At 45.9% G+C, this 14,118-nt stretch carries 11 protein-coding genes; 5 read left to right on the top strand and 6 right to left on the bottom strand.

Translation table 11 applies throughout. The features are described 5' to 3' along the window. Window positions 1-70 precede the first annotated feature (70 nt). Window positions 71-1,249 (bottom strand): multifunctional CCA addition/repair protein, encoded by a 1,179-nt coding sequence (locus tag AACQ81_RS04650; RefSeq protein ID WP_237386499.1) that lies wholly within the window; start codon window positions 1,247-1,249, stop codon window positions 71-73. A 27-nt stretch (window positions 1,250-1,276) separates the two neighbouring features. Continuing rightward, entirely contained in the window at window positions 1,277-1,897 is a 621-nt protein-coding gene (locus tag AACQ81_RS04645; RefSeq protein ID WP_237386498.1) for a TIGR04211 family SH3 domain-containing protein, read from the bottom strand. 303 nt (window positions 1,898-2,200) lie between these two features. Here AACQ81_RS04645 and AACQ81_RS04640 point away from each other — a divergent pair, with 303 nt between their 5' ends. From AACQ81_RS04640 to hldE, 3 genes are all read left to right on the top strand, one after another. Beyond that, window positions 2,201-3,175 (top strand): CYTH domain-containing protein, encoded by a 975-nt coding sequence (locus AACQ81_RS04640; protein ID WP_237386497.1) that lies wholly within the window; start codon window positions 2,201-2,203, stop codon window positions 3,173-3,175. A gap of 56 nt (window positions 3,176-3,231) precedes the next feature. Then, the gene (gene glnE, locus AACQ81_RS04635) at window positions 3,232-6,081 is read left to right on the top strand and encodes a bifunctional [glutamate--ammonia ligase]-adenylyl-L-tyrosine phosphorylase/[glutamate--ammonia-ligase] adenylyltransferase (RefSeq protein ID WP_237386496.1); all 2,850 of its coding nucleotides are present in this window, start codon (window positions 3,232-3,234) and stop codon (window positions 6,079-6,081) included. Between the two features lie 99 nt (window positions 6,082-6,180). Continuing rightward, a complete protein-coding gene (hldE, locus tag AACQ81_RS04630; RefSeq protein ID WP_237386495.1) occupies window positions 6,181-7,605 on the top strand; it encodes a bifunctional D-glycero-beta-D-manno-heptose-7-phosphate kinase/D-glycero-beta-D-manno-heptose 1-phosphate adenylyltransferase HldE in 1,425 nt (474 codons plus the stop codon). A 219-nt stretch (window positions 7,606-7,824) separates the two neighbouring features. Here hldE and ubiK read toward each other — a convergent pair whose 3' ends face one another. Continuing rightward, window positions 7,825-8,100, bottom strand: a complete 276-nt coding sequence (gene ubiK, locus AACQ81_RS04625) for a ubiquinone biosynthesis accessory factor UbiK (RefSeq protein WP_237386494.1) — start codon at window positions 8,098-8,100, stop codon at window positions 7,825-7,827. Between the two features lie 670 nt (window positions 8,101-8,770). Here ubiK and ribB point away from each other — a divergent pair. Together ribB and ygiD are read left to right on the top strand one after the other, a co-directional pair. Then, entirely contained in the window at window positions 8,771-9,424 is a 654-nt protein-coding gene (gene ribB / locus AACQ81_RS04620) for a 3,4-dihydroxy-2-butanone-4-phosphate synthase (protein WP_237386514.1), read from the top strand. A gap of 409 nt (window positions 9,425-9,833) precedes the next feature. Next, the gene (ygiD, locus tag AACQ81_RS04615) at window positions 9,834-10,610 is read left to right on the top strand and encodes a 4,5-DOPA dioxygenase extradiol (RefSeq protein ID WP_237386493.1); all 777 of its coding nucleotides are present in this window, start codon (window positions 9,834-9,836) and stop codon (window positions 10,608-10,610) included. Between the two features lie 5 nt (window positions 10,611-10,615). On the opposite strand, the gene AACQ81_RS04610 is transcribed toward ygiD, so the two are convergent. The 3 genes from AACQ81_RS04610 to tolC form a co-directional block, all read right to left on the bottom strand. Further along, window positions 10,616-11,776: a glutathionylspermidine synthase family protein gene (locus tag AACQ81_RS04610; RefSeq protein ID WP_237386492.1), complete on the bottom strand. Its 1,161-nt coding sequence runs from the start codon at window positions 11,774-11,776 to the stop codon at window positions 10,616-10,618. Window positions 11,777-11,782: 6 nt separating this feature from the next. After that, window positions 11,783-12,481 (bottom strand): DUF1190 family protein, encoded by a 699-nt coding sequence (locus AACQ81_RS04605; protein WP_237386491.1) that lies wholly within the window; start codon window positions 12,479-12,481, stop codon window positions 11,783-11,785. A gap of 182 nt (window positions 12,482-12,663) precedes the next feature. Then, entirely contained in the window at window positions 12,664-14,028 is a 1,365-nt protein-coding gene (tolC, locus tag AACQ81_RS04600) for an outer membrane channel protein TolC (protein WP_237386513.1), read from the bottom strand. Window positions 14,029-14,118: the final 90 nt, after the last annotated feature.

Here is a 14,118-nt window from a genome sequence, read left to right as displayed (position 1 = left end):
TCCGATGATGATATCAAAAAGCGTCCCAACGTTATGGCTGTTTTGGGACGCGTGTATTTGGCGCCAGAAATTAATTTACCGACCGCTGTTTCCAGTTTGTGATGGCAATATGTCGCTGACGTTCTAACTCTGTGCGTATTTCCGCGCCCTGAAACCCACGGGCAATGACTTCTTGAACGTTTACCTGACTGGCAATCGTAAACACTTCGCGCAAATAATTTCCTTGCAGATAAGCCGAGATTTCTGGAGCTGTGTATCCACGGTTGTCTGCTTCACTGCAAATAATTAATTGCTCGATTCGTTGTGGTTTACGCCAAGCATCAATGGCATTAAACAAGATCAGTAGCTCTTCCGGCAAAAGTTGTTCTGCGGTATGAACCCAATGGTGATATTGGGTCACAATCACGGCTAAGTCGCGTGCTGAGTTAGGAATGCGCAGTCGTTCGCACATTTGTTTTACCTGAGTGATTCCAATATGGCTACATAGTGCGGCGAAACGAATGTCGATCTCTTTGCTCAAGTAAGTGGACATTTGTAAGACGTGCAATGAGTGTAGCCCAGCATCAGGTTGATCTTTATCGTGCGTTTTTTCCCGTACAGGAACGGTAAACAAATTATCGATTTCTGGAAAAAGCACTGTCAGCGCACCACAATCACGCAGAACTTGAAAATAGACTTGTGGTGATTGTGATGTGAGGGCTTTTTCTGTTTCCCGCCAAACTCGTTCAGGGGTCAATGCTGACAATTCACCACTCGCTACCATTTCTATGATGAGCGATTGCGTTTCCGGTGCGATTGAAAATCTTAAATGGGCAAAGCGGGCGGTAAAACGAGCCAAACGCAGAACACGCAGGGGATCTTCTGAAAATGCGGCTGAGACATGGCGCAAGGTACGATTTTTGAGATCATTGATGCCATGACAGGGATCGATAATTTCGCCTTCTGGCGTTTGTGCAATGGCGTTAATCGTTAGATCACGACGCAGCAGATCTTCTTCTAAAGTCACATCGGGAGCCGCGTAACAGGTAAAGCCGGTATATCCCTGCCCTGATTTTCTTTCTGTGCGTGCAAGGGCGTATTCTTCATGGGTTTTAGGATGCAGGAAAACGGGGAAATCTTTCCCGACTTGTTGATATCCTTGTGACAGGAGTTTCTCTGGATTGCCACCAACAACAACCCAGTCCCTTTCAGTCACGGGCAGCCCCAATAATTGATCGCGAACTGCACCGCCAACCAAATAGATTTTCACTCTTCTTTCCTTAAAATCAGCCTTAAATCAGCTCATCCAGCGATCTTTATTTTTACGGCGTGGGATCATATGTGGCAGGATAAGTCCCAGGAGTAGGCCAATTCCCGCAACACCACCACCATACATAAACCACTGTAAAATAATTTCTCTTTGCTTATCATCCAGTTGCAAGTTAGCAACTTCTACCTTTTTCTCAGCTACTGTCAATTTGCTCTGGAGTTGAGCATTCTCTTTTTTCAGGTCATTGATGATCTTATCGCTGGTAGCCACTTTGTTTTGCAACTCTGCGGTACGTTTATCCCACGTATCATCAATATTCTCCAGATTGTCAGTCAGCGTTTTGATCTTCTGTTCCATAGCAGGAATGCGTTCACGCAGGCTTGGAATATTGCTGAGTTCATTTGATAGTATCCAACTTGTGCGTCCTTTACGGTCTTTTATCTGTATGAATCCACCCTCTGATTTTGGGCTGATCAAGGTGACTTCCTCACCCGCATCCAGTGAGCCGATGATACGGTTCTGAATGCTTGGCCCGCTACGAATATAAGCTGACAGCTCATCAGAAACATAACGTTTTTCTTCAGCGTGTATGGATAATGGGAGCGTAAAACCCAGTAACAGGATAAATAATCGATGTAGTTTTTGCATTCTGTGTTCAACTGTTTTTGTGTATGGGCTAATTGTGATTCAAACTACTCAAAGGATAGTAAAGAGTTAAGTTTGTGGGTGCAATCAGTAAACCAGAATGAGAACTTTCTCAACTGGCCGAATACAGACCTTGTTAGGGTTTTTTTGGCGAAGTAAGTATGATGATTGTTGAGATAACGCTCTATTGTGGCTTATTTGCACTTTTTATAAAACAAAATATGTTACGAAATAAAGTATGTTACGAAACAATGTGTGAACAGGGTTAAGAAAAAATTCTGTTATGTGACCTGAGGAATAAAAAATATGAGTTCTAGTTCTGTAGAAATAGAGTTGAAACTGTCTGCTAAGCCTGATGTGATAGCCGCAGTTCGCCAGCAATTATTTCAGTTTCCTCATCACTATACTTCACCACAGCACCTGACTAATATTTATTTTGAGACGCCGGATAACCAATTGCGGCGTTGGGATATGGGACTGCGCATCCGTGGTTTTGACGGGCAATATGAGATGACGATTAAAACCGCAGGTAAAGTGATTGGTGGATTGCATCGGCGCCCTGAATTTAATATCCCATTGCACCACCCTGAATTAGACTTAGCTCAATTTCCTGCCCATATCTGGCCTGAAAACATCAATCTTACGCACCTACAGGCGCAATTGGCCGCATTATTCAGTACCGATTTTACTCGTGAAAAATGGCTTGTAGCCTACGGACAAAGTGAAATTGAAGTGGTGCTGGATCAGGGAGCTATCTTCTGTGGAAATCAGCCTACAGGAACGCAGACGTTACCCATTTGTGAGTTTGAGCTGGAGCTAATAAGCGGGAATGTCACCGATATTTTGTCATTGGCAGATAAATTAGCATCCCAGAATGGCTTGCGTTTGGCGGATAAAAGTAAAGCGGCCCGGGGATATGCGCTTGTGCATGGCCTGTCGCATAAAGCATTGCCAAGTGTGCCTGATGAACCGGAATGGCAGCAACCATTGTCTGCGATCCTCTCTGAAATTCTGGTGCAATGGCAAGAGCAGGAAGAAGGATGGCTGGCGGGCCTGGCAGGAGGTAAAGTGGGACTGGAACAGGTTTTTCAATGGGTACAGCTGTTGACTGAAAAGCGGCCTGAGAGTTTACCCGAACTTGGCCTGTTACCTGAGTTATTATCTGAATTAAAACAGGCGTTGACGGCGGCCAGCGCAGATGCTGAAACAGTATGTTACAACACTTCATGGCTGCAATGTAAGCTGGCGTTAACGCAGTGTTTGATGGCTCAACCTCAGTAAGTTCTTTCTGTTACGCTACTAAATGGTAATATGTGGTAATTAAGGAAAACCCAGTTATGTTGCCTCTCTCACCACCTTTAGCTCAACAATTGCAGCATATTGTTGCAAATATCCAACCACTGGAAGGAACGGCAATATCCTTTACGCTGGATGAAAAAGCCTTACTGTCATTGAGTGATTTTGTAGCAGAAAATTTACTGTCACATCCTGAATGGTTGGATGATATCCGTCAAAATCCTCCCCAGCCGGAGGAGTGGCAGCATTATTTTCCTTGGCTGGCTCAAACGTTATGTACGGTAAATGATGAAAATGGTTTGATGCGAGTTTTGCGTCTGTTTCGTCACCGAATATTGGTGAGGATTACATGGTTGCAGGTATTGCGACACAGTACGACAGAACAGACATTGCAGCAGTTGAGTATGCTGGCTGAAACCTTGATCCTGGCGGCTCGTGACTGGCTTTACCCGCGTTGCTGCCAGGATTGGGGAACGCCCACCAATAATGAAGGTATGGCCCAATCTTTGTTGATTCTGGGGATGGGAAAATTGGGCGGAGGGGAACTCAATTTTTCCTCTGATATCGATCTTATTTTTGCTTATCCAGAAAATGGCGTAACACAAGGCGGACGTCGGGAAATGGATAATGCCCAGTTTTTTACCCGCTTGGGGCAAAAGTTGATCAAAGTACTGGATCAACAAACTGTAGATGGATTTGTCTACCGTGTTGATATGAGATTGCGCCCGTTCGGCGATAGCGGGCCGTTAGTCTTCAGTTTTTCAGCATTGGAAGACTACTATCAGGAACAGGGGCGGGATTGGGAGCGCTATGCACTGGTGAAAGCGCGCATACTGGGGCATGACGAGCAGGAATATTGTCAAGAACTACGCCAGATGTTGCGACCGTTTGTTTTCCGCCGCTATATCGATTTCAGTGTGATTCAATCCCTGCGCAATATGAAAGGCATGATTGAGCGGGAAGTCCGTCGCCGTGGGTTAAAAGATAATATTAAACTGGGTGCAGGTGGGATACGTGAAATTGAGTTTATCGCGCAAGTCTTTCAGCTTATTCGTGGGGGAAGAGAGCCAAGCCTGCAATCCTGCTCATTGCTGCTGACATTAAAAGCGATTGAAGATTTGTCTTTATTGCCGCCGGAACAGGTGAAGCAGCTTGAAGAGAGTTACTTATTCTTGCGCCGGCTTGAAAACCTATTGCAATCGATTCATGACCAACAAACGCAAACTTTACCGAAGAGTGAATTAGATCGTGCTCGCTTGTCTTGGGGGATGGGTTTTGCCGATTGGAGTGAATTGATGGCCGAAACCGAATGCAAGATGAAGGCGGTGCGGAAGATTTTCCAGCAACTGATTGGCGATGAAACTGATGAAAATGGTGAGGAAGCCAGCTATGTGCCCTTTAAGAGCTTATGGCAGGAAGTCCTGAATATAGATGAACTCATGTCATTGGTTTCCCATCTTTCTGAGACAGAAGCCCAGAAGATGCTTGATGTAATTTCGATTTTCCGCCGGGACTTCAGTAAACGCACTATTGGCCCACGAGGGAGGGATGTGCTTGACCAATTGATGCCGCGCCTGTTGGCTAAAATTGGGGAGCGGAAAGATGCCAACACAGTTTTGGAAAGGGTTATCCCCTTATTGCTCAGTATTGTCAGTCGAACAACTTATCTGGAACTGCTGCTGGAATCAGAGCAGGTCATGATTCATGTTATCCGCTTATGCGCTGCTTCCCCGATGATTGCCAGTCAGCTTACTCATCATCCGCTTTTATTGGATGAACTACTCGATCCAAAATCACTGTATCAACCATTACCGATGGAAGCTTATCGTGATGAGCTTTATCAATATCTGCTGCGTATTCCTGAGGATGATGAGGAACAATTGCTGGAGGCGTTGCGTCAATTCAAACAATCTCAATTATTGCGGATTGCAGCAGAAGACATTGTAGGGGCTCTGCCAGTGATGAAAGTGAGTGATCACCTGACTTATCTGGCTGAATCCATTATTGGTGCTGTTGTGCAGCAAGCGTGGAATCAGATGGTAAAACGCTACGGTGCCCCAGCTCACTTGTCGCAACGTCAGGGATTGGGTTTTGCCATTATCGGGTATGGAAAATTGGGGGGTTGGGAACTAGGTTATAGTTCTGATTTAGACCTCGTATTTTTGCTGGATTGTCCAATGGGCGTGGTGACGAATGGCGCTCGTTCCATTGATGCCCGCCAATTTTATTTACGCCTTGCCCAACGCATCATTCACTTATTCAGTACCCGAACGGCGTCGGGGATATTGTATGACGTTGATGCCCGCCTGCGGCCATCCGGTGAGTCTGGGATGCTGGTCAGTACTCTTGAAGCCTTTGACGATTACCAGAAAAATGAAGCATGGACTTGGGAACACCAAGCGTTGATTCGGGCACGTATGGTGTTTGGTGATGAGAAGATGCGTAATGATTTTGAACGCATTCGCCGGGAAACATTATGTCTTCCTCGCGATCCTGATCTTCTGCGACAGCAAGTACGTGAGATGCGAGAGAAAATGCACCGACATTTGGGCAGCCATCAATCTGATCAGTTTGACATTAAAGCTGATCCGGGAGGGATAACGGATATTGAATTTATTGCTCAGTATCAGGTTCTGCGCTATGCCGCCGAAAATGCCAGTCTGACACGCTGGTCTGATAATGTGCGCATATTCGAATTGATGGCGAACCATAATATTATGGAGGATCAGGAAGCGATGGCTTTGATGCAGGCTTATATTACCATGCGTGATGAACTGCATCATCTTGCTTTGCAGGCGCTACCCAGCCGCGTTTCAGACGTTCATTTCAGCCAACAGCAGGCATTGGTCTGCAATAGCTGGCAAAAATGGCTTGGGAATGATCTTGGTTGATCATCGCCGAAATCAGCTCTTTTCCTGATGGGTATTGCTGGCATGTAGTCTGGTTATGGTAATATCCACAACAGTTTATTTTGATATTTGGAGCATGGGATGAAAGTAACACTCCCTGATTTTTATCGTGCAGGTGTTTTGGTTGTTGGCGATGTTATGTTAGACCGTTATTGGTATGGCCCAACCAGCCGTATTTCACCGGAAGCTCCCGTTCCCGTGGTTAAGGTAGAAAATATTGAAGAACGCCCGGGTGGAGCGGCTAACGTTGCCATGAATATTGCATCATTGGGCGCGAATTCGCGTTTGATCGGTTTAACGGGCATTGATGATGCAGCACGTGCATTGAATGAAAAACTCAGCAGTGTGAAAGTCCAATGTGATTTTGTTCCTGTTCCAACTCATCCAACCATCACCAAACTACGTGTATTATCGCGTAATCAGCAATTGCTCCGTCTGGATTTTGAAGAAGGTTTCCAGAATGTGGATGCACAGCCGATGCTGGAGAAAATTCAGCAATCCTTGCCGCATATTGGGGCGTTGGTGCTGTCAGATTATGCCAAAGGCGCACTGAATCAGGTTCAGGCAATGATTAAGCTGGCCAATGAAGCTAATGTTCCTGTCCTGATCGATCCAAAAGGCAGCGATTTTGAACGCTATCGTGGCGCAACGCTGCTCACGCCAAATATGTCAGAATTTGAAGCTGTTGTAGGACACTGCAAAGGTGATGATGATGTGGTGCAAAAGGGTATGCAACTGGTAAAGGATTTGGGGCTGAAAGCGCTGTTGATCACACGTTCTGAACGCGGCATGAGTTTACTGCGTATCGGGCAGCCTCCTTTGCATTTACCGACTCAGGCACAGGAAGTGTTTGACGTTACTGGGGCGGGAGATACTGTCATTGGCGTATTGGCCACGGCCCTGGCTGCCGGAAAACCACTGAACGAAGCTTGTTATCTTGCAAATGCTGCTGCGGGGGTGGTGGTTGGCAAACTGGGAACTTCTACTGTTTCGCCTGTGGAACTGGAAAATGCAGTGCGTGGGCGTGCAGAAACCGGATTTGGCATGATGAGTGAATCCCAGCTGAAAGAAGCTGTCGGACAGGCTCGTCAGCGTGGTGAACGTATCGTCATGACCAATGGCTGTTTTGACATCCTTCATGCCGGACATGTTTCTTATCTCTCGAATGCGCGTAAATTGGGCGATCGCCTGATCGTTGCCGTCAATAGTGATGCTTCCACCAAACGGCTGAAAGGAGAAACCCGGCCTGTAAATCCACTGGAACAGCGTATGATCGTGTTATCAGCATTGGAGTCTGTGGATTGGGTGGTGGAGTTTGAAGAAGATACACCCCAGCGCCTAATTGCAGGCATTCTGCCGGATATTTTAGTCAAAGGCGGAGATTACAAGGCAGAAGAGATTGCCGGTAGTGAAGAGGTTTGGGCTGCTGGTGGAGAAGTGAAGGTATTGAACTTCGAGGATGGTATTTCAACAACCAATATCATCAAAACGATTAAGAGCCAGTAAGTTTATCGTTGTGATGCCGTTATGTTTTTTTAGGCATAACGGCATATCCCTTTCGCCTTTCAAGGTTCCTTTTTGTTGGTGATTTAGCCAATTTTCATCTCTATTCATCCAACTTCGGTAACCCTATTTAAAACAAAGGGGGCTTAAGCGCTTGATAAAATGAGCCGCTTAAGCCCCTTTGGCGGGGAGCTGGTATTTCCCCTCATACAATTATTCCAATTATTCAGCCTGCTCAGTTTTTTTCTCTGTCCCTTCAAGACGGGCTTCCAACTCATTCAAACGCTGTTCCATTGCGACCAATTTTTCACGGGTGCGCAGCAGGACTTGAGTCTGGACATCAAATTCTTCCCGATTGACGAGATCCAATTTGCTTAACTGAGATTGCAGAACGGTACGCAATTTTTTTTCTACGTCATCCCCAAATTCTTTAATGCCTTTCGGCATAGAATTATGGATCTGGCGGGCAACTTGTTCAATTTTCTTTGGGTCGAGCATGATGGGCATCCTTTTACGAAATACTTGTGCTTATGAAATACTAGTGTTGGCGTATTTTAGTACCTGATGGCGAAAGCATAAATGATTGCGAGTCAGGTTTCATATTTGATTTTTGTAGATTGCTCCCCCAAGTCATTAGCGCTATAGTGAAAACGTTTATCTCAGGGCAGGGTGAAAGTCCCTACCGGCGGTAACATAAAATGATCGAATGATTATTTTATGAAGCCCGCGAGCGCTCTGTTTGTTGTTATCCCTAATTTTGGATTTTTTGAAATTCAATAGAGGATATACCCAATGGATTTCAAGATGTAGCTAGGCGGCAAGGGAATGACAAATTCGTCGGGAGCGAATTTGCCCAGCCAAAGGCTGGCCTCCGGTGAAAGGCAGGAGCCTTTCATTAATCCCCAAGAGCATAGTTAACTATGTGACTGGGGTGAGTGAACGTAGCCAACAACGCTGCGACTTGAAAGACGACGGAGATATGGCAGAGGTCAGCAGATCCAGTGTGATTCTGGAGCCGACGGTGATAGTCCGGATGGGAGAGAATAACAGCATCAATCGAGTGCCTGCGCTCGTCTGTTGTTTTTATTGCTGTAGTATTGAGCAATACGAACTCCTCAAAATTGCCCTGATTCTGGTAATCCATACATTTAAAAGAGGTTTCTTTACCATGAATCAGACGCTACTTTCCTCATATGGTACGCCATTTGAACGTGTTGAACGCGCACTTATTGCTTTACGTGTGGGTCAAGGCGTGATGGTGCTGGACGATGAAAATCGTGAAAATGAAGGTGACATGGTTTTTGCCGCCGAAACGATGACGGTGGAACAAATGGCACTCACCATTCGTCATGGCAGTGGAATTGTCTGTCTTTGCTTGACTGAAGAACGTCGCCAGCAGTTGGAATTGCCTATGATGGTAGAAAACAACTCCAGCCAGTATCAAACTGCTTTTACCGTGACTATTGAAGCTGCACAAGGCGTAACAACCGGCGTGTCGGCAGCAGATCGTATCACGACAATTCAAGCTGCTATTGCAGAGGATGCTCAGCCAAGCGATTTGAACCGCCCTGGGCACGTTTTTCCTTTGCGCGCGCAATCTGGAGGGGTTCTGATCCGCCGTGGTCATACTGAAGCAACCATTGATTTAGTGACAATGGCTGGCTTCAAGCCTGCGGGAGTGCTGTGTGAACTGACAAAGGATGATGGCTCAATGGCTCGTGCACCTGAAGTGATTGAATTCGCCAAACAGCATAATATGCCGATAGTCACCATTGAAGATTTGGTGAGTTACCGTCTAAAAATAGCAAAGGCAGCTAGCTGATAACTTACTCAGTTAAGTTATCTAAAAGTAAATGTTGAAATTATTTCTAAATGGTACTGTTTTCTTGGCATTGGACAGAAAACAGATTGAGGAAGAATATATCGGTTATACTCATCAGGCTTCAGGCTATTGTATCGCTATATTGGCACGATAACCCGGAAGGTGAGGGAAATATATCGCATGTACGTATGAGAGGCTACAGCCCACACCCTGTGGCCTTTCAGTATTTTTGAAACACTCCATCATTTTTGATTGGCTATATTCAGGGAAGAAAAGTCTTAATCTTGTCATAGCGTTTTTATCACAATTCACAATTCACTATCTTATACCCAATAGATTTCAAGATGCCGCCAACAGAGCCGTAACTTGAAAGACGGGTTAACTGTTTAATTTGCTGTAAGGGGCGAAAATGAGTCTCCTGAGAATGCCTGCTTTATTCGTTGGTCATGGCAGTCCAATGAACGCCATTGAAGATAACTGTTACTCACGTGCCTGGTTTGAACTGGGGAATAAATTGCCCAGACCAAGGGCAATTCTTGTGGTTTCTGCGCACTGGTACACACAGGGTACTGCTGTGACTGCGATGGCTCAGCCCAGAACTATCCACGATTTTGGTAACTTTCCCAGAGAATTGCATGAAAAACAGTATCCGGCCAAAGGATACCCTGAGCTGGCGGTGCTGGTGCAGGATATCCTTGAACCAATTAAGGTCGAGACTGATTTCGAACATTGGGGACTGGATCATGGATCTTGGGGTATTTTGGCGAAAATGTATCCCGATGCAGATATTCCGGTTATCCAGCTGAGTATAGATCGCAATCAACCCGCTTCTTTTCACTATGAAATTGGCAAGAAATTGACTTTACTGCGGGATGAAGGCGTTTTAATCCTGGGGAGTGGGAATGTCGTACATAACCTGCCAGCCGAAGAAATCGGAGCAAAACCGTTTCCATGGGCGCTTTCTTTTGAGCAGTTTGTGCGTGAAAGCTTGACCAGCCGTGAAGAGCCTCATCCGCTGTTTACGGCGTTGGATAGGGAAGATGGCCTATTATCCAATCCAACACCGGAGCATTTCCTGCCGTTGCTATATGTGATAGGAACATGGGACAAAGAAGAGCCGGTTTCAACTCCGGTGGAGGGCATTGAAGACGGCTCTTTGAGTATGCTGTCGATTCAGATTGGGTAACGGTATCAATCCAGAATAATATGTGGGTAGAAACGTGACAGATCTTGAGTAATTAACTCACGATCTTCACGGATACAGATACCCGCTGATTGATCATCCACCAGCCAGCTACCGATCAACGCATAGTTATCACCAAATTTTGGTAATGTGTGGAACTGTTGCACGATCATGCCTTCTTCCCCGTAAGGGCCATCGGCACTGGCGACTTCTTTGCCATTTTCAATGATGCGAATGTTGGCACCTTCGCGGGAGAATAGCGGTTTAATAACATAGCTATCCATATCAGAAGGACGTTCATCCGCGAAATACGCTGGCAGCAGGTTCGGGTGATTCGGAAACATTTTCCACAGCATTGGCAGTAGTGCTTTGTTGGAGATAATGCTCTTCCATGCTGGCTCCAGCCAGCGGACACCTGCATCGGCCAGCTTGGTAGAGAACATCTCGCGCAGCATAAATTCCCATGGATACAGCTTAAACAGGTTGCCGATCACTTGATCCTGCAAGTCAGTAAACTGCCCTTTTTCACCCAGCCCGATATCCTCAATAAACAGGAATTCGGTTGGAATACCCGCTTCCGCTGCGCAATCCTGCAAATATTGGATTGTGCCACGATCTTCTTCAGTATCCTGGCAACAGGCCATGTGTAGCAGGCCAAAGCCATGTTTTTCACGTAACTGAATAAAACGGTCAATCAGCTTTTCTTGCAGGCTGTTGAACTGATCGGCATTTGACGGCAGATTGCCCGCATTGATTTGGTCTTCCAGCCAGATCCACTGAAAGAAGGCCGATTCATACAATGATGTTGGTGTATCGGCGTTGTTTTCCAGCAACTTGGGTGGATTTTTGCCATCATAGGCCAGATCCAGACGGGAATAGAGCGAAGGCTGGCTGGTTACCCATGAAGAGCGGACAAACTCCCAGCAGTGTTTCGGGATCTGGAATTTTGTCAGCAGCTCTTCACTATCGACCACTTTTTCCACGACCTGCAAACACATTTGGTGCAGCTCTGCCGTTGCGTCTTCAATTTCTTCAATCTGGTTCAGCGTGAACTGGTAATAAGCCTCTTCACTCCAGTATGGCTGATCATACATAGTGTGGAAATTGAAGCCATATTCTGCCGCTTTTTCGCGCCAATCCGGGCGCTCGGTAATTCCAATGCGTTTCATACTTAATTAACCACCCATAGAACGGGAAGAACTGGAACTTGAGTTCGCAGACGAACGCTGCATAGTCGATTGCTTCGCTACCGATTCACCGAACCCGCCGCGGGTAATGGTGGAGGTGGTGGCTGGTTTCGGTGCCATTGCGGTTTTCGGCACAGTCATGCTGCGACCACCGGCAGTGGCAGGGCCATAGCTTTTACCCGTTGCATCAACAAACTTACCATTGGCTGGGCTGGCGGCTGATTTTGATGTGAACAGTGGCTGAGATGGCGCAGAGCTGCCGCCCATCAAACGTCCCATCATATAGCCTGCCATCAAGGGCATCCAGAAACTGCCGCTGCTGTTCTGTTGTGCCTGAGCCTCACCGACTCCAGCCTGAGCGGGGGCTTGGGTACATTGCTGTTCACCGAATTCAGCCACACACTCTTCGCGGGTTGCATATTTCGGTGCGGTTTTCTCTGCTTCTTTCAGAGCATTGTTGTAAGCGAGTGTGCATTGTTCGCTTTGAGAAGGATTCGCCTGAGAACACTCATCGGCATTGGTATAGAGTGAGACCGTTTCATCGTTCTGTTCACAGGCAGACAGCATAAAAACAGCACCGACAGCCAGTGCAACTGGTGTCAGGCGATAGCTTCGCCACGTTTTGCGGAAAGAATCCCGATTTATCTCTTTTGTCCGTTTCCTGGGTATGAAAGAAATAATAGTCATAGGGGGCATCCATCTTGAGGGTAACTAATTAAGAGCATATCCCATTTATGGTGCCCAATGGGAATGGCTCTCAGAGATAGGCTTAAAAAACAGCCCACACAATCGGATTGGCGGGCTGTTTTCTTTATTAGTATAGCGTTTTTAATATAACTTTTTTTAATCGTAAACGATAGTACATTAAATCAGCGAACTGATGGTGTTTCCATCTCTTTGATAATACTGCTGGCAGCAGTTGAGACTTGCGCGCCCAGCATTTTGTTCAATGTGACCAAATCGTTTTCATTCAAGGCGCCACGAGCCAGTTGGATACTTAATTGTGAAATCAGATAGTCGTAGCGAGCTTTAGATAAGTTTTGCTTAGCTTGAAACAGCTTGGTTGTAGCTTCCAGCACATCAACGATAGTGCGGGTTCCGACCTGATAACCTGCTTCCATTGAATCCAGTGAGCTTTGTGCAGAAAGTACGGCCTGTTTGTTGGCCTTAACACTACTGATGGCAGCAGAGATATTATTAGAAGAAGAATGAACTTCTTGTATCACCTTGCGGTAGGTGCTTTCCAATTCCTGGCTGGTACTGACGAAATTATATTTTGCTTGCTCCACTTGGGAATAGGTGGCACCACCATTAAACAGAGGCAGATTTAAAGATAATGAAACGGAATTATTTCCGGTATAGTTATCTCTGCGTTCTTTTCCGCGTGTATGGTTATTCTCAATTCCCCTATTTGCTTTCAAATCAATAGTTGGCATATAGCCGGTTTGTGATTCTTTGATTTGTTCGCGGCTTAGATCCTGCTTTAAACGTGCTGATAACAGGTTTAGATTGCGAGTTTCTGCTTCTTTCAGGACAACATTAGCGGGTTCAGGTTTTTGGGTTTTGAACTGGTCAATATTCAATGAGGCCAGCTGTGGGTAGTAAATTCCTGTGACTGTGCGTAGTTCTTCCAGTGCATTTTCTAGCGCGTTCCGATTGGAAACTTCTTGCGCCAGAATAGAATCATATTGAGCACGGGCATTTTGCACATCAGTAATGGCAACCAAGCCCACATTGAAGCGTTGGGTAGTTTGATCCAACTGGCGGTACAGTGAAGCTTTCTGGGCTTCGCTGTAGGTCAATGCATCAATTTTATTCAGAACATCAAAATATTTTTGGGCAGTATCCAGAATCAATTTTTGTTGTGCTGCCTGATAGCTGATATCTGCAATACCGGCATTTTTCTCCGATTGGCTCAGCTTATTCCATTTTGCCATATCGAAGATGGTCTGGGTGAGTTGCAGACCAGCATTTGTGCCGTGAGATTCTGAATTTCTGCTGCTGCGAAAGCCTTTGCTATAACTAACACCCGCACTTAGACCCAATTGAGGCAGCAACGAACTGCGGGCTTCATTAATTCTTTCAACCACCGAATTGCGGTCAGCTTGTGCCTTAAGCAGTTCGGGATTTGTTTCTTTCGCTTGCTGATAAATCTGTAGCAGATCCGCTGCATGGCTTGAAGTACTAAAACCTACCAGATTCATAGCAATAAAAAGAGAGAGCAATTTTTTCATTTGCGTTCCTTGTTGTGCAGCTATTTTGCTTAAGTTGCCTCTGCATAAAACCAATAGCACAGATTCTAGCAGAGAATGCCAGCAGGGTAG

This window comes from Xenorhabdus sp. Sc-CR9 (assembly GCF_963897815.1).
In the GTDB taxonomy this organism is placed as follows: Bacteria; Pseudomonadota; Gammaproteobacteria; order Enterobacterales; family Enterobacteriaceae; genus Xenorhabdus.
The sequence above is the reverse complement of the archived record's forward strand: the minus strand, read 5'-3'. Positions and strand labels throughout refer to the sequence as shown.